Source organism: Yersinia sp. 2545 StPb PI, assembly GCF_052217125.1.
In the GTDB taxonomy this organism is placed as follows: Bacteria; Pseudomonadota; Gammaproteobacteria; order Enterobacterales; family Enterobacteriaceae; genus Yersinia; species Yersinia enterocolitica_E.
Genome location: NZ_JAZGPY010000001.1, coordinates 1485206 through 1505947, shown reverse-complemented (window position 1 = coordinate 1505947; position 20742 = coordinate 1485206). Strand labels below are relative to the sequence as shown.

The following is a 20742-nucleotide window of genomic DNA, read 5'->3' as shown; positions in this document are numbered from 1 at the left end:
AAAACTTCAAATAAACTAATAAATAAGGCATAAACCAGTGGATTTAAAGACAAAAACATCGGTTATATTCCATACCAATGAAGCTGGCAGTCATTTAAAATAAGAGCAGCTATTCGCACTAAAGATGTGCATAGAACTTCAAAAAGCAGCAGCGTCGGAGTACATTGGATACCTTGCAGTGTTCCACGCTGAGGACACGCTTTTACCAGCAAAAGGCTCAATTTTTTATGTCCCCCATTGAGAAATCCAGCAAACTGGACAACGTCTGTTACGACATTCGTGGACCAGTGCTAAAAGAAGCTAAGCGTCTTGAAGAAGAAGGTAATAAAGTTCTGAAACTGAACATCGGCAACCCTGCTCCGTTTGGTTTCGATGCACCCGATGAAATTCTGGTGGATGTGATCCGTAATTTGCCAACTGCGCAGGGCTATTGCGATTCCAAAGGCCTGTTTTCGGCGCGCAAAGCTATTATGCAGCACTATCAGGCACGGGATATGCGTGACCTGACAGTCGAGGATATCTACATTGGGAACGGGGTCTCTGAGCTGATCGTGCAATCCATGCAAGCATTGCTGAATCTGGGCGATGAAATGCTGGTACCTGCACCAGATTATCCGTTATGGACGGCGGCAGTTTCGCTTTCAAGTGGTACCGCCGTACATTATATGTGTGATGAAGAGTCGGGCTGGTTCCCTGATTTAGATGATATCCGTAGTAAAATCACGCCGCGTACCCGTGGGATTGTGATTATCAACCCGAATAACCCGACCGGCGCGGTATACAGCAAAGAGCTGTTACTGGAGATTGTTGAAATCGCCCGTCAAAATGACCTGATTATTTTCGCCGATGAGATCTACGATAAGATTTTATATGACGAGGCTCAGCATCATTCTATTGCGGCTCTGGCGCCTGATTTGTTAACTGTGACCTTCAATGGTTTATCCAAGACTTACCGTGTTGCCGGTTTCCGTCAGGGCTGGATGGTGCTGAATGGTCCTAAAAAACACGCTAAAGGTTATATTGAAGGTTTAGAGATGCTGGCATCAATGCGTCTGTGCGCCAACGTCCCTATGCAGCATGCCATTCAGACGGCATTAGGTGGTTATCAGAGCATTAGCGAGTTTATTCAGCCAGGCGGGCGCTTGTACGAACAGCGTGACCGTGCCTGGGAACTGATCAACCAAATACCGGGGGTTTCCTGCGTGAAACCTCAAGGCGCGTTGTATATGTTCCCACGTATTGATCAGAAGCGTTTTAACCTGAAAGATGATCAGAAACTGGTATTGGATCTGCTATTGCAGGAAAAAGTGCTGTTGGTTCAAGGCAGCGCCTTTAACTGGCCATACCCTGATCATGTGCGGATTGTCACGTTACCGCGCGTGGATGAGCTGGAGATGGCAGTGAGGAAACTGGGGCGGTTTTTGGAGACCTACCACCAGTAATTAATCAGGGCTTGTATAGCAAGCCCTGTTTTATTTATGCAGTGATTATCTTAAACACCCTAGTTCTTCCCTTTGTTGACGGTCAATTAAAACCCTCACCGAATCATTAATGCTCCAAGATATTGCAGAACCTTGTTGTTTAATCAGCTTATTGCAACGTTCTATTCTTCGTTGCTCTTGCTGCTTATCCCTCGCGGCGTTATGCGTAGCGCAAAACTCCTCACTGAACGGCCCCAAATTTCCCCCGACACAGAATTCCTCCTGAGCTTGTGTTGTCGCACTGAATAATAAAATTGACATAGGAATAAATAATAATTTCATATAACTATCCTTAGCTTTATAATTTAAATAAAATTTATATGCTGAAATTTAATAATCCATAAAATGGACAAAAAAAGAATAATGAGTTCACATCACTAATTCAATAGAGCTAATGTTAAATAATTTCTTTTATAATTAATGAGATAGAATGGATGGCAAGAATGAAACACAAAGATAAAGTGAGGGTTTAATAAACAAAATTGAGACATTGTGAGAATATTTAATTAACTCATTATCTCATTGATAAAATCGATTTGATGTTATCCTCGTATGCAGATTGTTTCCATCATCTTATGGTTAATATATTGAATAGAGAGAAAACTATGAGTCACTTCTTCGCCCATCTATCTCGTCTGAAACTGATCAACCGCTGGCCGCTGATGCGCAATGTTCGCACTGAGAATGTCTCTGAACACAGTTTGCAGGTGGCATTTGTCGCTCATGCGTTAGCTATCATTAAGAACCGTAAGTTTAACGGCAATCTCAATGCCGACCGTATTGCGCTGCTGGCGATGTACCACGATGCCAGTGAAGTGATAACCGGTGATTTACCCACCCCTATCAAGTATTACAATCCTCAGATTGCCCATGAATACAAGAAGATAGAAAAAGTTGCTCAACAAAAACTGATTGAAATGCTGCCAAAAGAATTACAGCAAGATTTCCGCTGTCTGCTGGATGAGCATTATTATAGCGAAGAGGAAAAAGCACTGGTTAAACAGGCAGATGCTCTATGTGCTTATCTCAAATGTTTGGAAGAATTATCCGCCGGTAATAATGAGTTTATTCAAGCTAAAGCGCGGTTGGAGAAAACCCTCGCCATGCGCCAAAGCCCGGAAATGGATTACTTTATGGAAGTCTTCGTGCCCAGCTTTAGCCTGTCACTGGATGAAATCAGCCTCGATTCGCTGGATTAAAGTTGAAGTTGAAATTGAAATTGAAATTGAAGTTGATTTTCAAAAGCACATTTGAGCTGTCGAGCGAAGAGTATAGGCAAGGAAAACGGGCATGACGCCCGTTTTAGGGGTCACGCGCTTGTGACCCCTTTGGCGGTTGAGGCACCAAGGGGCAAGGTGAGCACCAATCTCATATCAACCGAACTAAACACAACTCTTACCCTGTAGCATCCCAATCAGAATGGAAACAGCACCGGCACCACCATCACACTAACAATCATGACTAATATCGTAAATGGCACCCCCATGCGGACAAAATCACCGAATTTATAACCACCTGGCCCCAATACTAAGGTATTCACCGGTGACGAAACTGGCGTCATAAAGGCCGCTGAAGCTGCAATACCAATAATCATCGCAAAGGGATACGGCGAGACCGACATCTCCCGCGCAGCAGCAATCGCAATCGGTGCCATTAGAACTGCCGTGGCAGTATTAGAGATAAACAGCCCAATAGTGGCACACAACACAAACAAACATAGCAGCATGACGCGCGGCCCCATCCCACCGGCCACATCCATCAAGCCACGGACAATCAAATCTACCCCACCGGTTTTTTGCAATGCTTGTGCAAAGGGCATCATCCCGATGATCAAAATCAAACTCGGCCAATGGATTGAACGATAAGCACTTTCCATATCAATACATCGGAACTGACCCATCAGTAAACAGGCTACCAATGCCGCAATCACATTTGGCACCTCGTCGGTCATCATCATGGCAACCATCAACGCCAGACAGAATAATGCATGTGGGGCTTGCGAAATGGCCGGTGCCACTTCATCCACTTCCGCCGGCAGGTTCAGTACGATGAAATCACGGGTCTTTAACTGTAACTGACGAATCAGTTTCCAATCACCGATCACCAGTAAGATATCGCCAAACTGCAATTTGTCATCAACCAGTTTGCCTTCCAAAGTCTTACCATTACGACGAATACCTACCACATTCAAACCATAGCGGGTACGGAAAGTGACCTCACGTAGACTCTTTCCCAAGAGGGCGGAATCAGGAATGAGCGAAACCTCGGCCATCCCGACGTTGCGCGCCTGCTCTGAGAAGTATTCACCGCGCAGCACCATCGGTTCCAGCATCTGTTCAGTGCAAAATTCACGTAAATCTATGTCGCAATCTGACATATCGATCAGTAAGACATCGTTCTCGTGTAATTCAGATGAACCGGTGGCACTCACCATCACACGCCGGAAACGCTTCCAGCGTTCAATCCCCACCACATTCGCCCCATAGCGGGCGCGCAGATGCAGTTCGTCAAGAGAACGGCCAATCAAAGGAGAATCATGGCGGATAGCCAAACGGCGCGCACGGCCAGTCAATTTATAATCGCGGATAAGGTCGCGGAAAGTGCGGCGTTTCCATTGCTGTTCTTTCTCTGAGTTTTCCTGCTTCCCGCCCAGCCAGCGCCGAGCCACTAACATATAAGCGACACCCATCAGCAAAATGATAATGCCGATAGGGGTAACGCCAAAGAAGCCAAAGCCTTTGATACCTTCGCGCAGTAATTCACTGTTAACCACCATATTTGGCGGCGTTGCCACCAGCGTCATCATGCCACTTATCAAGCCGGCAAAACTCAGCGGCATCATTAACCGCCCCGGCGAAATCTTCATCCGGCTGGCAACACTCAGTACCACTGGGATAAAGATTGCCACCACTCCGGTAGAGCTCATAAAAGCGCCCAATCCGGCAACCGTTACCATTAATAACGCCAGCATTTTGGTTTCACTGTGACCGGCGACCTTGACCAGCCAATCACCCACCTGATAAGCAACACCGGTTCTGACCAACCCTTCACCAATAACAAACAGCGCCGCAATCAATATCACGTTAGGATCACTGAATCCGCTGGTCGCCTCACCTAATGACAACGTACCACTCATCACAAAGGCAATAATGACCAACAGTGCTACCACGTCCATGCGCAGTTTATTGGTAGTAAACAGCACAATAGCTATTAGAAGTAGCGTCAACACCCACAATAGTTCGCGGTTCAAAATGGCCTCGTTGGCAAAAAGTGAAAGGAAATATCCGGCTCTGGCAGTAAAACATTAAAATCAGCAGCGGCCGCTGTCTGAGATCAATAATGACTGCAAATTTATGTGCTTACCATCCCACAAAGGGTTTTATTGTGTTTTTTTCCTGAAAAAAGTTTATCAACTTGTGATGTGCCAGACAGTAAAAGAGCGCCATCAGGCGCTCTCAGTGGTGATATTAAGGTATCTGGCGAAGAATTAACCTACTCGCACAACCCGCGCGCCGTTAGCGGTAACCTCAACGCTAATCTGCTCCAGCGAACTGAGCACTAAATCAACCTGCTCAAGTTTGGGAGTATCAGCCGGAGCATTGACCGCAATCACCTGACAGCCCGCAGCCAAGCCTGACAAAATCCCCGCAGGGGCATCTTCCACTACGATACAATCAGCCGGTGCCAGCCCTAAGCGCTCGGCCCCCAGCAGATAAGCATCTGGTTGCGGTTTGCCGTGCTTAACTTGTTCGCTGGTGATAAACACTTCAGGTACCGGCAGATGGCCGGCGGCACGGCGCGCAGAAGCGACCGGTACTGAGCCTGAAGTGACAATAGCCCACGGAATAGACAGGCTGTTTAGTCGCTCCAACAGTGCCACCGCCCCCGGCAATGCGCTCACACCATCGGTATCATTAGCTTCAACCTGCTCTAATGCCAGAAACTCAGCCTGAATTTCAGCCTCACTTGCACCCGACATAAAATGACGTAAAGAGGTAATTGCTTGTTTGCCATGGATAAAATCAAGAACTTCTGCTGGATTGATGCCTCGACCTTGCGCCCAGCCAATCCAGGCTCGTTCGACAACAGGTAAAGAATCAACCAAAGTCCCGTCCAAATCAAAAAGAAAACCTTTACACTCCACAAGCACATCCTCATCAGTAAAACTATTTTTCAACTTACTGATAGCAAATAAGTTATGCGCTATCAGGCATTGATAATTTGCGAAATTTCAACAGCACTCAAATGGTATTGGCGTGGACATGATTGCCAGATAGCCAGCATACGTTGGTATTTATCCCACATTGGGGTTTGAGAGTTGAAACCATGAGTCCCTGAGTCAAAATGGGTGTAGCGCCCTTCAGTATTGACCATAAAGCGCACATAACTCAGGTAACGGGATTCGGTAGCAGCATCAAAACCGAGGAACGCGATACGGCGTTCATCCAAGTCTTGCTTGTCTTTCAGGTTACCACAGGAGACTTGCAGGGCATGGTGCATCTCCATGATATTAATAATAGTACGGCAAGTATCTTCGCTCATCTCACCAAAATCACGGTCCAATTCACGCATCTGCAAACCAAAGCCGCGCTCGACAATGGTTTGCTGGCGACGATAACGCTCAGCATTTTCCGGATCCAGCATGGTCATCATTTTGTACTGATTCGACAGAATCAGTCGTTGGGCGTTGGTCATATCCATCACTAACTCCTAAGACATAAATAATGAGGAAATCATCGCACACAGGCTTGGGCCATACTTTGATTTGACAGGGGATTTTGCACCACTAATCCTTTGAGGCATAAAAGCCCGCTGGCATGAAACCGCCACTAGAGGTCATCAAGAAACGTTTTATCCAACTGTTTGAAGGCTCGTTTCAGCACATCGGCCAGGGATTGATAAGTCGGCGTCTGCTCGATAGGCGCAACAGCCTGCCCCGCTTCTGTTAGCTTGTTACGTACCTCATGGAACCACTGGAGTAAGGTTGGCGGTAACGGGGTTATCGCGCGCTTGCCTAACCACCATAACCCTTGCAAGGGTAAACCACAGGCGAACAGCGCCGTAGCGATGGCGGGTCCCAACTGGCCACCGAGGGCTATCTGCCAGGTCAGGGTAAAAATGGCCAGTGGTGGCATAAAGCGGATACCGAAGCGTGTCGCCGTAACCACGCGATTTTCGGGAAACATCGGCGCCAAGCGCTTATCGGCAGGCCAGGTCTTCATATAAAGCTGGCCGCGCTGGAGTACCTGAAACCAACTTACAGAATCAGAGGGTTTTGTTGTCATGGCTCACCTCAACTTCACAAGCAAAAATTAAAATTTTTTTGTAATCCACAAACTAAAAATTAGTCTTTTAAATATATTTTGTTTTTAGGCTCCGCTATCGGTATCCTAACTCGGCCTTTTGGCCGCTAGAAGATGACGCTAAATATGTCAACTTTTTGCAGCTTTTAAATCATTTTTGTTAAATCGCACCGATTTTTACCACCAGGTTTTAACGTTTGCACTTAACGTTTAATCCGCGATTTTTCCATCATCATGCCTTTTTCTCTATCGCATGATGTTAATCATTAATGTCGACGCCAATATGCGCTACGCTTTTGGAATGATTGACGTTTTATTAACCATATGTTTTTCGCTGTTTTTGCATCATCAATGTCGCATGCGCGCTGTTTTTGCAAAACAAATGTTGAACACGACTATAAAATAGGTACTTCCATGTCGAGTAAGCTAGTACTGGTTCTTAACTGCGGTAGCTCTTCCCTAAAATTTGCTATCATCGACGCGACCAACGGTGAAGAACACCTCTCTGGTTTAGCCGAATGCTTCCATCTGCCTGAAGCCCGCATCAAATGGAAACTTGATGGTGGCAAACAGGAAGCAGCATTGGGTGCTGGTGCAGCACACAGCGAAGCACTGAATTTCATTGTTAATACTATTCTGGCACAAAAACCAGAGCTTTCCGCTCAGTTGACAGCTATCGGTCACCGCATTGTTCATGGTGGCGAGAAATTTACAGCATCAGCTATCGTTACCGAAGAAGTTATTCAGGGTATCAAAGATTCCATCCCATTTGCACCACTGCATAACCCAGCTCACTTGATTGGTATCGCTGAAGCGTTGAAATCATTCCCAAATCTGGCTGATAAAAATGTCGCTGTTTTTGACACCGCTTTCCATCAGACCATGCCGGAAGAATCTTATCTCTACGCCCTGCCGTACCGTTTATACAAAGAAAACGGTATCCGTCGCTATGGCGCACACGGCACCAGCCACTTCTACGTCAGCCAGGAAGCCGCTAAAACCCTGAACAAACCGCTGGAAGAACTGAACGTCATCACTTGCCATTTGGGCAACGGTGGTTCTGTCACTGCTGTTCGTAACGGTAAATGTGTTGATACCTCTATGGGCCTGACACCACTGGAAGGTTTGGTCATGGGCACCCGTAGTGGTGATATCGACCCGGCGATCATTTTCCATTTGTATGATGCCATGGGCATGAGCATGGAACAGATCAGCAAGCTGTTGACCAAAGAATCTGGCCTGCTGGGCCTGACTGAAGTCACCAGTGACTGCCGTTATGTTGAAGACAACTATGCAACTAAAGCAGATGCACGCCGCGCAATGGATGTGTTCTGTCATCGCCTGGCGAAATACATCGGTGCATATACTGCGCTGATGGATGGTCGTCTGGATGCCGTGGTCTTCACCGGCGGTATTGGTGAGAACGCCGCAATGGTACGTGAACTGACTTTGGACAAATTGGGCCTGTTGGGCTTTGAAATTGACCACGAACGCAACCTGGCAGCACGCTTTGGTAAATCAGGCACCATCACCAAAGAGGGCAGCCGCCTGGCTCTGGTTATCCCAACCAATGAAGAGCTGGTCATCGCACAAGACGCAGCCCGTCTGACTGCGTAAGAGTTTTTGACATATACCCAAAGTCATTGAAGTTGCAGGTAGGCGGCAAATGAATAAATCCCGATGAGCTGACTCAGGTCAGTAATTCGGGTGCATGAGCGTAGCCAACAACCCTGCGGCTTCAAGGACGAAGGATGTCCCCAAAGTCATTGGAGTTGCAGGTAGGCGGCAAGCGAATAAATCCCGATGAGCTGACTCAGGTCAGTGATTCGGGTGCATGAGCGTAGCCAACAACCCTGCGGCTTCAAGGACGAAGGGCATAACCGTAAAGAGGTTTAGCCGTGTCCCGTACAATAATGTTGATTCCTACCGGCACCAGCGTTGGTTTAACCAGCGTAAGCTTGGGTGTCATCCGTTCCATGGAACAAAAAGGTGTACGCCTGAGCGTATTCAAGCCAATCGCCCAGCCTCGTGCCGGTGATGATGCACCTGACCAAACCACCACCATCATTCGTGCGAACTCCAGCATCACTGCTGCTGAGCCGCTGAATATGGGTTATGTGGAAACCTTGCTGAGTTCTAACCAGCAAGACGTGTTAATGGAAGAGATTGTTGCCCGTTATCACGAAAATACCAAAGACGCAGAAGTGGTTCTGGTCGAAGGCTTGGTGCCAACACGCAAACATCAGTTTGCCAATGCATTGAACTATGAAATTGCTAAAACCCTGAATGCTGAAATCGTCTTTGTTATTGCTCTGGGTAATGACTCACCAGATCAGTTGAAAGAGCGTATCGAACTGGCTCGTTCCAGTTTCGGTGGCAGTAAAAACAAAAACATCACTGGCGTTATCATTAACAAATTGAATGCGCCGGTTGATGAACAAGGTCGTACCCGCCCTGACCTGTCTGAAATCTTTGATGACTCCACTAAGGCCAGCGTCGCGAACATCGATCCAAGCCAACTGTTTGCCAACAGCCCACTGCCAGTTCTCGGCTGTGTGCCGTGGAGCTTCGAGTTGATTGCAACTCGCGCCATTGATATGGCCAAGCACCTGAAAGCCACCATCATTAACAAAGGTGATATCAACACTCGCCGCGTTAAATCTGTGACTTTCTGTGCTCGTAGCATTCCGCATATGCTGGAACACTTCCGCCCGGGTTCTCTGCTGGTTACCTCAGCCGATCGTCCTGATGTGTTGGTTTCTGCTTGTTTGGCAGCCATGAATGGCGTTGAAATTGGTGCCATCCTGTTGACTGGCGGTTACGCTATTGATGAGCGTATCAACAGCCTGTGTGAACGTGCCTTCCAAACTGGCTTGCCAGTATTTATGGTTGATACCAATACTTGGCAGACCTCTTTGAGCCTGCAAAGCTTCAATCTGGAAGTCCCTGCAGATGACCATGAGCGTGTTGAAAAGCTGCAAAACTATGTTGCCAGCCATATCAGCAGTGATTGGATTGACTCTCTGAGCGCAACGTCTGAGCGTTCACGTCGCTTGTCACCACCAGCATTCCGCTACGAACTGACCGAATTGGCCCGTAAAGCGGGTAAACGCATCGTGCTGCCAGAAGGCGATGAGCCACGTACCGTTAAAGCCGCTTCTATCTGTGCTGAACGCGGTATCGCAACTTGTGTGCTGCTGGGTAACCCAGAAGAGATCCAACGCGTTGCTGCCGCGCAAGGTGTTGAGCTGGGCAAAGGCGTTGAAATCATCGATCCTGTTGCTGTACGTGAGCAATATGTTCCGCGTCTGGTTGAGCTGCGTAAGAGCAAAGGCATGACCGAAGTGGTCGCGCGTGAACAGTTGGAAGACAACGTCGTTCTCGGCACCCTGATGCTGGAAAAAGGTGAAGTTGATGGTCTGGTTTCCGGTGCAGTACATACCACCGCAAACACCATCCGCCCACCATTGCAGTTGATCAAAACCGCACCGGGCAGTTCACTGGTTTCTTCGGTGTTCTTTATGCTGCTGCCTGACCAGGTTCTGGTTTATGGTGACTGTGCAATCAACCCAGATCCTACGGCTGAACAACTGTCTGAGATTGCTATCCAATCTGCGGATTCTGCTGCGGCATTCGGCATTGAACCACGTGTGGCGATGATCTCTTACTCTACCGGTAATTCCGGTGCGGGTAGCGATGTCGAAAAAGTACGTGAAGCGACCCGTCTGGCACAGGAAAAACGCCCAGATTTGATCATCGATGGTCCGTTGCAATATGACGCGGCAATCATGGCGGATGTGGCTAAATCCAAAGCGCCTAACTCACCGGTTGCAGGTAAAGCCACCGTGTTCATCTTCCCAGACTTGAACACCGGCAACACTACCTATAAAGCGGTGCAACGCTCTGCTGACCTGATCTCTATCGGGCCGATGCTGCAAGGTATGCGTAAGCCAGTTAACGATTTGTCCCGTGGTGCATTGGTTGACGATATCGTCTATACCGTAGCACTGACGGCGATTCAATCCGCTCAGGCTGACGCCAGCGCATCTTAATTCTAAGATTACGTTGTCTAAGAAACGCCAGCCTTGTGCTGGTGTTTTTGTTTGTTGGCAAAGCGATGTATAAATTGGGGTTAGAACGTTTTCACCTCGCAACCACACTCGCCAAAAGACCGTATCCCTAAAATACGCCAACAAAAAAACCGCCATATAGGCGGTTTCTCTGTGCTGGTCCGGTAAGCGGCCATTCCAGCGGGGTTGTTAGTATCAAAATAACTGTTACCAACATATCGCAAGTGCAACCCTGTTCTGATATTTTGGGCCAGTTGCTATTCACTGTCAAGTATCGGCTGGGGTGCATTCGTGTACAATCGCGGCGGACCTTTTCGCCGCCTTAAGCAAGCGGGCATCGGTTTAAGGGAAGGATATCCATTGGCCGTAACGCAAGTGCAACCCTGTACTTGTATTCACGCTAGTATCACCGGTGGTGCTGGCGTGAAGCGGTCTAAGCATGGACCGCACAATGAAACGGTACTTTTGTATTGTGCTCGTTGTATTTGGCGCATTGTTAACATCCGGGAATGGGGGTTGGCGTATTTTCAACAACTCAATCACGGTGATAATCAACACGTCAGGCAAGTAAGCCCGGTAAGCCGCCCTGCGGGGCGGTTTTCCTTTATTGTTTGGCGCTAGCCTCAGGTACTCTGCCGTGGTTCAAATTTATAGCTGAAACTCTGGCTAACCGGTTCACTCAACTCGCCATCGTCCTCACTCTCGAGCAGTTCGATCAACATCTTGCCAGCATCTTTACCCATCTTCCGGTAATCGATACGCATCGACGTCAGCGTCGGGTGAGTCTGATCGCAGTTATCAGAACCATCCAGGCAGGCAACCGCGATCCCGCCGGGAATTTTCAGCAAGCGACGTTGGCATTCAAACAGTACCCCCAAAGCGATATCTTCGTGGCTGCAAATAACCGCATCCAGCTCAGGCTGGCGTTGCAGAATTTCCGTCAAGGCATAGCGACCAAACTGTAAGCTGGCTGTTTCTGGTGTGGTGACGGTTTGATCAGCATTTTTATAATGTTCCAGCATCGCTTTATGCCAGCCATTCAGTTGCTGACGTTGTAAGCGGTTATCCATATGAGCGCCAATAAAACCAATATTGTGATAACCGCGCTCCAGTAAATGACGGCTTAATGCATAAGCGGATTCAAAAAATGCCGCCTCAAGGGTAATTTTCGCCCCTTTAAAATAGGACCCCACCACATTAACGGTAGGAATATTGGCCCGTTCAAGCAGTTGATAGGTTTTATCTGCCAGTTGTGAGCCAAATATCACCACGGCTGCCGGATTGCTTTGCAGTAACGTCATCAGTATTTCAGCTTCTTTCCGCTGACTATATTCATGGCAACCCAGCAATAACTGAAATTCATTTTTGTTCAGAATCTGTTGCAGCGCCTGCATAAATCGGGAGCTGGCTTTATCGGTCAGCGACGGAATCAAAACCGCCACGGTATCACTATGCCCCGAAGCCAAAGCCCCTGCCGTGCGATTAGGAATATATCCCAATGTTTCAACCGCTTGCTCTATCTTCTCACGTAACTTATCTGAAACCTGCTCCGGCGTTCGCAGCGCTCGGGAAACAGTCATCGACCCTACCCCAGCGTAATTCGCCACATCCGATAGAGTGACCCGCCCGGTATTACGGCGCTTGCGCGTTTTTTCCATGCTGAGTTCCTGCCTAATTAAAATTTCTTGTCGGATTAAAATTTTCTGTCTGGATAAAACAAGCCAGTCTGCGGGGTCTCGACAATACATTGCATTGTATATGGCTTATTCCGAGATAGCCAAAGGCCCTGACGCGACAAATGATAGCGCTATCACAAAATTTGATAGCGCTATCAGGTAGCGCTACCAATTGAGATATTCGTCACATTAATAGCAACGATAACTATCTACTCTCAGGTTAACAGTCATCGGGAGTCATCAATATCATGTTAAAAACACTGTTAACGTCAGACGTCATTCAGGTGGTTAGCCAGGCAAAAGACTGGCGTGATGCCATCGCCATTTCATGTAAGCCACTGATTGATAATGGATCTATTGATGCGCGTTATGTCGAGGCTATTTATCTCTCCCATGAGGCGATTGGCCCTTATTACGTAGTCGGCCCCGGCATTGCGATGCCACATGCCCGCCCGGAAGAAGGTGTGAATAAACTCGCCTTGGCATTAACCGTCATTACCGAGGGTGTCACTTTCAATGCTGAAGGTAATGACCCGGTCAAACTGCTCATAGTGTTAGCCGCGACAGACAGCAACAGCCACATAGAGGCTATTTCTCAACTCGCTCAGTTGTTCGATAACGATAACGATGTACAAACCCTACTTAATGCGCAAACGCCGCAAGAGATCCAATCTGTCATTGCGCGTTATTAATCACAGCATTCTGTACGGATAATAATTTTAAGGGGAAAAAAAATGAAAATTACAGTGGTTTGCGGTAACGGCTTAGGTACCAGCCTGATGATGGAAATCAGCATCAAAAGTATTCTGAAAGAACTGGCAGTCACAGCCGAAGTGGATCATGTGGATCTTGGCTCTGCCAAAGGGACACCAAGCGACATCTTCATCGGTACCAAAGATATTGCCGAACAGCTGATTGCTCAGGCCGTTGGTGGAAAAATCGTTGCTCTTGATAACATGATTGATAAAAAAGCCATGAAAGAACGTTTGTCTGTGGCATTAACTGAATTAGGCGCGCTGTAAGCGGAGGCTGGCATGGATTTCTTTCGTTTCTTAATGAGTGATGTGCTTTCTGAGCCGGCTGTTCTGGTCGGTTTGATTGCGTTAATTGGCCTGATTGCCCAGAAAAAACCGGTGACAGAGTGTATTAAAGGCACCGTAAAGACCATCATGGGCTTTGTGATTTTAGGTGCGGGTGCTGGCCTGGTGGTTTCATCTTTGGGTGATTTTGCCAATATCTTCCAACACGCTTTCGGTATTCAGGGCGTGGTGCCGAATAACGAAGCGATCGTTTCTGTGGCACAAAAGAGTTTTGGTAAAGAGATGGCGATGATTATGTTCTTCGCTATGGTGATCAATATTCTGATTGCCCGCTTTACGCCATGGAAATTTATCTTCCTGACCGGTCATCACACCCTGTTTATGTCGATGATGGTGGCAGTAATTCTAGCCACCGCAGGTATCAGTGGCGTAACACTGATTGTGATCGGTTCGTTGGTGGTTGGGGTTGCGATGGTGTTCTTCCCAGCCATTGCCCACCCTTACATGAAAAAAGTGACCGGTTCTGATGATGTGGCAATTGGCCACTTCTCTACCTTGTCTTATGTGCTGGCTGGCTTTATTGGTAGCAAATTCGGTAATAAAGAACATTCGACTGAAGATATGAATGTGCCGAAAAGCTTGCTGTTCCTGCGTGATACGCCAGTGGCTATCTCATTCACCATGTGTATCATTTTCATCGTGACTTGCCTGTTCGCCGGGCCGGAAGTAGTGAAAAGCCTGAGTGGTGGTAAGAACTGGTTCATGTTCTCGCTGATGCAATCCATCACTTTCGCCGCGGGTGTGTACATCATCTTGCAAGGTGTACGTATGGTTATTGCTGAGATAGTGCCAGCATTTAAAGGGATTTCAGATAAGTTAGTTCCTAATGCAAAACCTGCATTGGATTGCCCGGTGGTGTTCCCTTATGCACCTAATGCGGTTCTGGTTGGCTTCCTGAGCAGCTTTGCCGCAGGTCTTATCGGTATGTTCGCGCTCTATTTGATGAACATGACCGTGATTATCCCAGGCGTCGTTCCTCACTTCTTCGTTGGTGCGGCAGCGGGCGTATTTGGTAATGCAACCGGTGGCCGCCGTGGCGCTATTTTAGGTGCCTTCGCACAGGGATTGTTGATTACCTTCCTGCCAGTCTTCCTACTGCCAGTGCTGGGTGATATCGGCTTTGCCAATACCACATTCAGTGATGCCGACTTTGGTGCGCTGGGTATCTTGCTGGGTATTATTGTAAGATAATCAGTGAGATGAAGGTGAGATACACAAAAGCCCCTGCAAAGGGGCTTTTTTTATGGCTAAGCGGGAATCAATCTTCGCGTGGGGTAATTTTACCGTAATCCTGCTCATTGTTGCGCGTCAGCCAAAGTGACAGCGCTTTCAGAGAGTCTGGGGTAAATTCGTCACAACGGGCAGTGATATCTTCCGGTACCATCCAGCATACTTCTTCAATTTCCTCAGCCTGTAGTGCAAACGGCCCATGGGACACGCAACTGAATAATCCGCCCCATACCCGACAGCACTCTTCTTCAAAATAAAACAGGCCATGTTCGGCAAACGGGACACCGGCTATCCCTAACTCTTCCTCTGCCTCACGCCGCGCAGATTCCAGGTAGTTTTCACCACTCTGCACCACCCCCCCCGCAGTGGCATCCAGTTTACCGGGATAGAAATCTTTACTCTCGGTACGACGTTGTACCAGAATTTTCCCCATTCCATCGTGCACCACAATATAGGTAGCACGGTGGCGTAGTCGTTGAGCTCTCATTTGTTGACGGCTGGATTGAGCAATAACGTCATTTTGCTCATCAACAATATCAACCCACTCGATGACTGCTGCTGGATTTTGCTCCACCATCCTCTGAAACCTTCTATCTGGGCGCGGTGAGACTCGCGCAATTGTTAATTATATGTTTACCCTCTGACATAACGTCAATAACTTTGGGTAACTAACTATTTATAATAGTTTTTTTAAAATTCAATTGGGTGACAGATTCATCATTATGTAGGGTCAAAACCTGTAAAATCCCCTCGTCTAACATGCCATAACTTGCCGGGTACCCACCTTTGGGGATACTGACCGAACCTGGATTAAAGCAAATAACCTCTCCCTGCCACCGAGCTTCAGGCAGATGAGTATGACCATAGACTAAGACATCACCATTACGCAACGGAGGAAGTGCGCCAGGGTGATAAAGGTGACCATGCGTCAAAAATAGACGGGTTTCTGGCATAATAATCTGCTGCCAACCCGCCATCATCGGGAACTGCAATAGCATCTGATCCACTTCACTGTCGCAGTTGCCACGAACCGCAATGATCCTTTCTTTATAGGCATTAAGGCGCTGTGCCACCTCTGCTGGCTGATAACCCGCGGGCAACGCATTGCGTGGCCCGTGGTTAAGAAAATCACCCAATAGCACCAGCCATTGCGCACCACTGCGCTCGAAGGTAGCCAGCACCTTTTCCGTTGCGGGCAACGAACCATGCAGGTCAGAAGCAAACATTAACTTCATGATATCGTCTTCTCTTAGGTCTACTCTCAGCAAATCAGGCGACGTAAACGCCATGGCACTCAATGAGAGATAAAAGAAGCCTATTCTATCATCCAATTGATCGGATTAATCCGATAAAAATCGATATCTGTTATGCAAAAATTTTATCGCAAAAAGCAGCGCCGACATGAAAAAATAATATCAGCGCAAGGTGAACGACAATACGAGGAAACCGTTATAATGAGGGCTGAGATACCAATTCATCCAATGTCACAGGATTGAATAAATATCCCTGCATTGCATCAATATTGCTACCCTTAAGTTGCGCCGACTCGTCTTCATTTTCCACGCCCACCACAATGACACCGAGGCAATATTTCTTAATGTTATTGATTAAGATCGGGAAGGTATGCTTATTGTGCTGCCAGAAAAAATGCTTATCGATTTTTACATATTCAAAAATATTGGCTGTGACCGCATTCAAGGTGGAGCCGCCGCTGCCCAAATCATCCAGCCATAACGGATACCGCTGCGCCAATTCCCGTAACAATGGGTTATTCATACCATCGGATAAATTAGAAAAAGTCTCCATGATCTCCAACCGTAGGAAGGGCATCTCATCCAACAACTGGCGCGTTGCGGCATCAGTCACAATCACTCCCGCCAAATCAAAATCAATATTGATTGAGAGCAAAACATGGTGAGTGATAAACCAAGCGCTATAGGCTTTTACTGCACGCAATTGATCCTGGAATAAATTAGTCTTTCCGTCGACATCTAATTCTTTAATAAACTTTTCAACATCGATGGGCAAATCAACCGATTTAGCTGAAAATCGGCTTAATAGCTCTACTGCCAGTAAGCTACCATCTTGTCTATGTATGGGTTCGCATACATAAGAACAATTAACTTCGATATTTAGCTTCATGCGCACCTGAAAAAGTGTATGGACAACAATGAGATCACAACCAGATCTCAGCCGGAGGATTTATAAGCCACCGTGAGTTTTTATAAAACACCCAATATTTATTTATAAAACATCCAAACTTCACAAGGGAGAAGGCCAACTGCCCTCTCGTCCATTCAGGTTAGTCTGTTCACTCTAGCAGAAATTCGCAAAATCAGTGTTTTAAAAATAATCGCGTATGGCTTATAGTCGTTCTTGTTGCTCAGAAAAAATAACCATTTCGGCCGTTTTCTACTGTCGAAGTGGTATTACTTAAGCACTCAATACCGTATTAATCGGACAGATTGGTGCATTTATTTAGTTAAAATTTTTTATTTTTCCAAATGATGTGACTCACCAGACGCTCTGATGAGATAAAAATTTTAATCTCAAGATATGCTCAGTATCGTAGGAGAAGAGCGTAGGTTAGCCTATGCTGAAAGAGACACCAGACTGCCACTATTCAGGCATCAAGTAAGTTATTTGGGTAAGTGAACGCAGATAACACCTCTGCGGCTTCAAATTAAGAAGGGAATAAATGGAGGTTGGCTATGCGTATATTAATAACCGGAGCTACAGGCCTAATAGGGCGCAGTCTGACTGCCTTCCTTTTATCGCAAGCCCATCAAGTAACCGCACTGACCCGTGACACTCAGCGGGCAAATCAGGTACTCGGCGCACAAGTCACCTGCTGGTCAACGCTGGATGATAAACATGATCTCAATGGTTTTGATGCAGTAATCAACCTGGCCGGTGAGCCTATTGCGGAAAAACGCTGGACCCCGCAGCAAAAAGAGATTCTATGCCAAAGCCGCTGGCAGATAACCGAGCGCCTGACCACGCTAATACAGGCCAGCACGACACCGCCAGCAGTATTTATTTCAGGGTCCGCCGTTGGCTTTTATGGTGATCAGGGGCAAGCTCTGGTTACCGAAGAAGAGACGCCACATGATGAATTTACCCATCAGTTGTGCGAACGCTGGGAAAATCTGGCTCGGGCGGCTGAAAGTAGTCATACCCGTGTTTGCCTGTTACGCACCGGTGTTGTATTAGCGCCACACGGCGGTGCACTAGCCAAAATGGTCCCGCTATTACGTCTTGGATTGGGTGGCCCGATAGGGGATGGTCGCCAATATCTACCCTGGATCCATATCGATGATATGGTACATGGTATCCATTATTTGCTGACCACCGATGGCCTCAAGGGTCCATTTAATATGGTTTCGCCTTATCCGGTACATAACGAGCAATTTATTGCCACTCTGGCCGATGTGTTAGACAGACCAGCGGTTATCCGCACACCTGCCGCCGCGATTCGTTTATTACTGGGTGAATCCGCAGCGTTAGTGCTGGGCGGGCAACGGGCAGTGCCGAAACGATTGGAAGAAGCCGGTTTTGGTTTTCGTTATTTTGAATTGGAAGAAGCACTGCGCAATGTGCTGCACAAACCCTCAGCTTAATCAAACTGCTGCGGGATAGATAAAATCGCTATCCCGCAGAGATGTTACTTCAGTGCACCAGAAAGGAACTGCTGCAAGCGGGTACTCTTTGGGTTACCAAAAAGTTCAGCCGGCGGGCCTTCCTCTTCAATTACGCCTTTGTGTAAAAAGATAACATGGCTGGAGACATGACGGGCAAACTCCATTTCATGGGTTACCACCACCATAGTTTTCCCCTCCTCTGCCAGCTTTTGCATAATACGCAATACTTCGCCGACTAATTCAGGATCCAGTGCGGAGGTGGGTTCATCAAACAGTAATACATCCGGTTCCATCGCCAATGCCCGGGCAATGGAGACGCGTTGCTGTTGCCCACCAGATAGGTGCACCGGATATTTGGCGCGTGCGCGCTCATCAATTCCGACTTTATCCAGATAACGGATAGCTCGCTCTTTGGCTACTGACTTACTCAGCCCCAAGACTTGAACCGGCGCCTCCATCACATTTTCCAACACCGTCATATGGCTCCACAAATTAAAATGTTGGAATACCATCGTCAGGCGAGTGCGTAACAGTTGCAGCTCTTTTTTATCAAAAACTTTCAACTGCCCATCTTTATCTCGTACCAAACGGATATCACGATTATTTACACTAATCGAGCCTTCACTGGGTTTTTCCAAAAAGTTGATACAGCGTAAAAAAGTGCTTTTCCCTGAACCGGAAGAACCAATAATGGAGATAACATCCCCTGCTTTAGCTGAAAGTGAAACGCCCTTGAGTACTTCGTGTTCACCGTAATGCTTATGCAATTCCGTCACAGACAGTTTGGTTTCAGCTATTTTAGTTTCTAATGTGTCAGTCATAAGGTCTCCGTACTTAATGCGATGCCTGAGGTTTTATATGAGCCAGCCAACGTTTCTCTGCCTGGCGGAACAGGCTAATTAGCGTAAAGGAGATAATCAGATAAAGTACGGCAGCAATACCAAAAGCATAAAACGGCTGATAAGTTGCGGCGTTAATATCTCGCGCTATTTTCAGAATATCTGGCACTGTGGCAGTAAATGCCAGAGCGGTAGAGTGCAGCATTAAGATTACCTCATTACTGTAGGCCGGTAAGGCAATACGCAGTGCAGAAGGTAAAATAATACAGCGATACAATTTAAAACGTGAAAAACCATAGGCTCTGGCGGCTTCGATTTCACCGTGTGGCACCGAACGAATGGCACCGGCGAAAATCTCAGTGGTATAAGCACAGGTATTCAGTGTCAGCGCCAAAATAGTGCAATTCAAGCCACTGCGGAAAAAGGCATTTAACAGGTCATTGCCTCGGACAATCTCTAAACTGTACATACCGGAATAGAATACCAATAATTGTACATATAAAGGCGTGCCACGAAAGATATAAGTAAAAACCCAGACCGGTAAACGAATCCAACGCCGTTCGGCTACCCTTGCGACTGCCAAAGGAATTGCCAGTAACCCGCCCATCACTACCGAGGAAATAAGTAACCATAAGGTGACAGCCATCCCGGTAAAGCGGTAGCCATCGCTCCAGAGCAACGCTTGCCAATATTGTTGCAGGATTTCTATCATAGCTCAGCCCTCTTCACCCCATGGGAATAGCGCCGTTCTAGCCACAGTAATACGCCATTCGATACCGTGGTGAAGATGAGATAGACCACACCGGCCACTAAAGCGAAGAAAAACGGCTGGTAAGTCCCTTTGCCTGCCAACTGTGTGGCCTTAACCACATCATTTAATCCCAGAATAGAGACCAGTGCCGTTGCCTTTAGAATGACTTGCCAGTTATTGCCAATACCCGGCAGTGCGTAGCGCATCATGGCAGGAAACATGATTCTGCGGAAAATCTGGCTAGGGGTGAAACCAAATGCCGTCGCTGCCTCAATTTGGCCGCTGGGTACGGCCATATATGCGCCACGGAAGGTTTCAGTGAAATAAGCACCATAGATAAAGCCAAGGGTAATAATCCCAGCGGAGAGAGGATCAATATTGATTTGTTCAAAACCAATTGATTCAGTAATGCTATTTAGGGTTATCTGCAAACCATAGAAGATAAGCAGCATTAAGACTAAATCGGGTACACCACGGATAAGTGTGGTGTAACACTCAAACAAGCCAGATAACAGCCGGTTTGATGATAACTTTCCACCGGCACCAATCAAGCCGATAATCACTGACAGCAGCACTGAACACAGTGCCAACTCCAGCGTCACCAGCGCACCTTCAAATATCAGTTTCGAATATCCATCCAGCATCTGGGTT

At 47.3% G+C, this 20742-nt stretch carries 20 protein-coding genes; 8 read left to right on the top strand and 12 right to left on the bottom strand.

Annotation, left to right across the window (positions count from 1 at the left end; translation table 11 throughout):
* The first annotated feature begins 227 nt into the window (after positions 1–227).
* A complete protein-coding gene (locus tag V1955_RS06885; protein WP_083158257.1) occupies positions 228–1442 on the top strand; it encodes a pyridoxal phosphate-dependent aminotransferase in 1215 nt (404 codons plus the stop codon).
* A gap of 45 nt (positions 1443–1487) precedes the next feature.
* On the opposite strand, the gene V1955_RS06880 is transcribed toward V1955_RS06885, so the two are convergent.
* On the bottom strand, positions 1488–1763 hold the full coding sequence (locus tag V1955_RS06880; protein WP_032907645.1) for a hypothetical protein: 276 nt from the start codon (positions 1761–1763) through the stop codon (positions 1488–1490).
* A gap of 323 nt (positions 1764–2086) precedes the next feature.
* On the opposite strand from V1955_RS06880, the gene yfbR reads away from it, so the two are divergent.
* Entirely contained in the window at positions 2087–2680 is a 594-nt protein-coding gene (gene yfbR / locus V1955_RS06875) for a 5'-deoxynucleotidase (RefSeq protein WP_372569381.1), read from the top strand.
* Positions 2681–2895: 215 nt separating this feature from the next.
* Here the strand turns inward: yfbR and V1955_RS06870 are convergent, their stop codons facing one another.
* The 4 genes from V1955_RS06870 to yfbV form a co-directional block, all read right to left on the bottom strand.
* Positions 2896–4731 carry an SLC13 family permease gene (locus tag V1955_RS06870; protein WP_083158255.1) on the bottom strand — a complete coding sequence of 612 codons (1836 nt, stop codon included), beginning with the start codon at positions 4729–4731 and terminating at the stop codon, positions 2896–2898.
* A gap of 237 nt (positions 4732–4968) precedes the next feature.
* Positions 4969–5625 (bottom strand): sugar phosphatase, encoded by a 657-nt coding sequence (locus tag V1955_RS06865; protein ID WP_193784624.1) that lies wholly within the window; start codon positions 5623–5625, stop codon positions 4969–4971.
* A gap of 62 nt (positions 5626–5687) precedes the next feature.
* Positions 5688–6182 carry a YfbU family protein gene (locus V1955_RS06860; protein WP_083158253.1) on the bottom strand — a complete coding sequence of 165 codons (495 nt, stop codon included), beginning with the start codon at positions 6180–6182 and terminating at the stop codon, positions 5688–5690.
* A 128-nt stretch (positions 6183–6310) separates the two neighbouring features.
* Positions 6311–6766, bottom strand: a complete 456-nt coding sequence (gene yfbV / locus V1955_RS06855; RefSeq protein WP_083158252.1) for a terminus macrodomain insulation protein YfbV — start codon at positions 6764–6766, stop codon at positions 6311–6313.
* A 432-nt stretch (positions 6767–7198) separates the two neighbouring features.
* Between yfbV and ackA the strand changes: the two genes are divergently transcribed.
* Positions 7199–8401, top strand: coding sequence for an acetate kinase (gene ackA / locus V1955_RS06850; RefSeq protein WP_083158251.1), 1203 nt, complete (start codon positions 7199–7201; stop codon positions 8399–8401).
* 296 nt (positions 8402–8697) lie between these two features.
* Entirely contained in the window at positions 8698–10836 is a 2139-nt protein-coding gene (pta, locus tag V1955_RS06845; RefSeq protein WP_193784805.1) for a phosphate acetyltransferase, read from the top strand.
* A 641-nt stretch (positions 10837–11477) separates the two neighbouring features.
* Here the strand turns inward: pta and V1955_RS06840 are convergent.
* Entirely contained in the window at positions 11478–12512 is a 1035-nt protein-coding gene (locus tag V1955_RS06840; protein ID WP_083158249.1) for a LacI family DNA-binding transcriptional regulator, read from the bottom strand.
* A gap of 266 nt (positions 12513–12778) precedes the next feature.
* Between V1955_RS06840 and V1955_RS06835 the strand changes: the two genes are divergently transcribed.
* The 3 genes from V1955_RS06835 to V1955_RS06825 are packed head-to-tail and all read left to right on the top strand — an operon-like array spanning position 12779 to position 14821.
* Positions 12779–13222 (top strand): PTS sugar transporter subunit IIA, encoded by a 444-nt coding sequence (locus V1955_RS06835; RefSeq protein ID WP_442820696.1) that lies wholly within the window; start codon positions 12779–12781, stop codon positions 13220–13222.
* Positions 13223–13264: 42 nt separating this feature from the next.
* Positions 13265–13552, top strand: coding sequence for a PTS sugar transporter subunit IIB (locus V1955_RS06830; RefSeq protein WP_083158247.1), 288 nt, complete (start codon positions 13265–13267; stop codon positions 13550–13552).
* A gap of 12 nt (positions 13553–13564) precedes the next feature.
* Positions 13565–14821, top strand: coding sequence for a PTS ascorbate transporter subunit IIC (locus tag V1955_RS06825; RefSeq protein WP_005277900.1), 1257 nt, complete (start codon positions 13565–13567; stop codon positions 14819–14821).
* Positions 14822–14888: 67 nt separating this feature from the next.
* On the opposite strand, the gene yfcD is transcribed toward V1955_RS06825, so the two are convergent.
* From yfcD to V1955_RS06810, 3 genes are all read right to left on the bottom strand, one after another.
* Positions 14889–15437, bottom strand: coding sequence for an NUDIX hydrolase YfcD (yfcD, locus tag V1955_RS06820; RefSeq protein WP_083158246.1), 549 nt, complete (start codon positions 15435–15437; stop codon positions 14889–14891).
* A gap of 91 nt (positions 15438–15528) precedes the next feature.
* Positions 15529–16095, bottom strand: coding sequence for a phosphodiesterase (gene yfcE / locus V1955_RS06815; protein WP_372569384.1), 567 nt, complete (start codon positions 16093–16095; stop codon positions 15529–15531).
* Positions 16096–16309: 214 nt separating this feature from the next.
* Complete coding sequence (locus V1955_RS06810; protein ID WP_193784623.1) at positions 16310–17002, bottom strand: EAL domain-containing protein; 693 nt, start codon at positions 17000–17002, stop codon at positions 16310–16312.
* A 569-nt stretch (positions 17003–17571) separates the two neighbouring features.
* On the opposite strand from V1955_RS06810, the gene V1955_RS06805 reads away from it, so the two are divergent.
* Positions 17572–18480, top strand: coding sequence for a TIGR01777 family oxidoreductase (locus V1955_RS06805; protein WP_442820695.1), 909 nt, complete (start codon positions 17572–17574; stop codon positions 18478–18480).
* Positions 18481–18524: 44 nt separating this feature from the next.
* Here the strand turns inward: V1955_RS06805 and hisP are convergent, their stop codons facing one another.
* Genes hisP through V1955_RS06790 form a run of 3 tightly spaced genes read right to left on the bottom strand, consistent with a single transcriptional unit; the run spans position 18525 to position 20735 of the window.
* On the bottom strand, positions 18525–19322 hold the full coding sequence (gene hisP / locus V1955_RS06800) for a histidine ABC transporter ATP-binding protein HisP (RefSeq protein ID WP_005192680.1): 798 nt from the start codon (positions 19320–19322) through the stop codon (positions 18525–18527).
* A gap of 13 nt (positions 19323–19335) precedes the next feature.
* Positions 19336–20052 (bottom strand): ABC transporter permease, encoded by a 717-nt coding sequence (locus V1955_RS06795; protein ID WP_083158242.1) that lies wholly within the window; start codon positions 20050–20052, stop codon positions 19336–19338.
* Complete coding sequence (locus V1955_RS06790) at positions 20049–20735, bottom strand: histidine ABC transporter permease HisQ (protein WP_083158241.1); 687 nt, start codon at positions 20733–20735, stop codon at positions 20049–20051. The genes V1955_RS06795 and V1955_RS06790 overlap by 4 nt, the downstream gene beginning before the upstream one ends.
* Positions 20736–20742 lie beyond the last annotated feature (7 nt).

What these genes read in the sequence shown, in the direction of transcription:
- V1955_RS06885 (WP_083158257.1), top strand. Translation starts at nt 228, where the DNA reads ATGTCCCCCATTGAGAAATCCAGCAAACTGGACAACGTCTGTTACGAC.
- V1955_RS06880 (WP_032907645.1), bottom strand. Translation starts at nt 1,763, where the DNA reads ATGAAATTATTATTTATTCCTATGTCAATTTTATTATTCAGTGCGACA.
- yfbR (WP_372569381.1), top strand. Translation starts at nt 2,087, where the DNA reads ATGAGTCACTTCTTCGCCCATCTATCTCGTCTGAAACTGATCAACCGC.
- V1955_RS06860 (WP_083158253.1), bottom strand. Translation starts at nt 6,182, where the DNA reads ATGGATATGACCAACGCCCAACGACTGATTCTGTCGAATCAGTACAAA.
- yfbV (WP_083158252.1), bottom strand. Translation starts at nt 6,766, where the DNA reads ATGACAACAAAACCCTCTGATTCTGTAAGTTGGTTTCAGGTACTCCAG.
- ackA (WP_083158251.1), top strand. Translation starts at nt 7,199, where the DNA reads ATGTCGAGTAAGCTAGTACTGGTTCTTAACTGCGGTAGCTCTTCCCTA.
- pta (WP_193784805.1), top strand. Translation starts at nt 8,698, where the DNA reads ATGTTGATTCCTACCGGCACCAGCGTTGGTTTAACCAGCGTAAGCTTG.
- V1955_RS06840 (WP_083158249.1), bottom strand. Translation starts at nt 12,512, where the DNA reads ATGGAAAAAACGCGCAAGCGCCGTAATACCGGGCGGGTCACTCTATCG.
- V1955_RS06835 (WP_442820696.1), top strand. Translation starts at nt 12,779, where the DNA reads ATGTTAAAAACACTGTTAACGTCAGACGTCATTCAGGTGGTTAGCCAG.
- V1955_RS06830 (WP_083158247.1), top strand. Translation starts at nt 13,265, where the DNA reads ATGAAAATTACAGTGGTTTGCGGTAACGGCTTAGGTACCAGCCTGATG.
- V1955_RS06825 (WP_005277900.1), top strand. Translation starts at nt 13,565, where the DNA reads ATGGATTTCTTTCGTTTCTTAATGAGTGATGTGCTTTCTGAGCCGGCT.
- yfcD (WP_083158246.1), bottom strand. Translation starts at nt 15,437, where the DNA reads ATGGTGGAGCAAAATCCAGCAGCAGTCATCGAGTGGGTTGATATTGTT.
- yfcE (WP_372569384.1), bottom strand. Translation starts at nt 16,095, where the DNA reads ATGAAGTTAATGTTTGCTTCTGACCTGCATGGTTCGTTGCCCGCAACG.
- V1955_RS06810 (WP_193784623.1), bottom strand. Translation starts at nt 17,002, where the DNA reads ATGAAGCTAAATATCGAAGTTAATTGTTCTTATGTATGCGAACCCATA.
- V1955_RS06805 (WP_442820695.1), top strand. Translation starts at nt 17,572, where the DNA reads ATGCGTATATTAATAACCGGAGCTACAGGCCTAATAGGGCGCAGTCTG.
- hisP (WP_005192680.1), bottom strand. Translation starts at nt 19,322, where the DNA reads ATGACTGACACATTAGAAACTAAAATAGCTGAAACCAAACTGTCTGTG.
- V1955_RS06795 (WP_083158242.1), bottom strand. Translation starts at nt 20,052, where the DNA reads ATGATAGAAATCCTGCAACAATATTGGCAAGCGTTGCTCTGGAGCGAT.
- V1955_RS06790 (WP_083158241.1), bottom strand. Translation starts at nt 20,735, where the DNA reads ATGCTGGATGGATATTCGAAACTGATATTTGAAGGTGCGCTGGTGACG.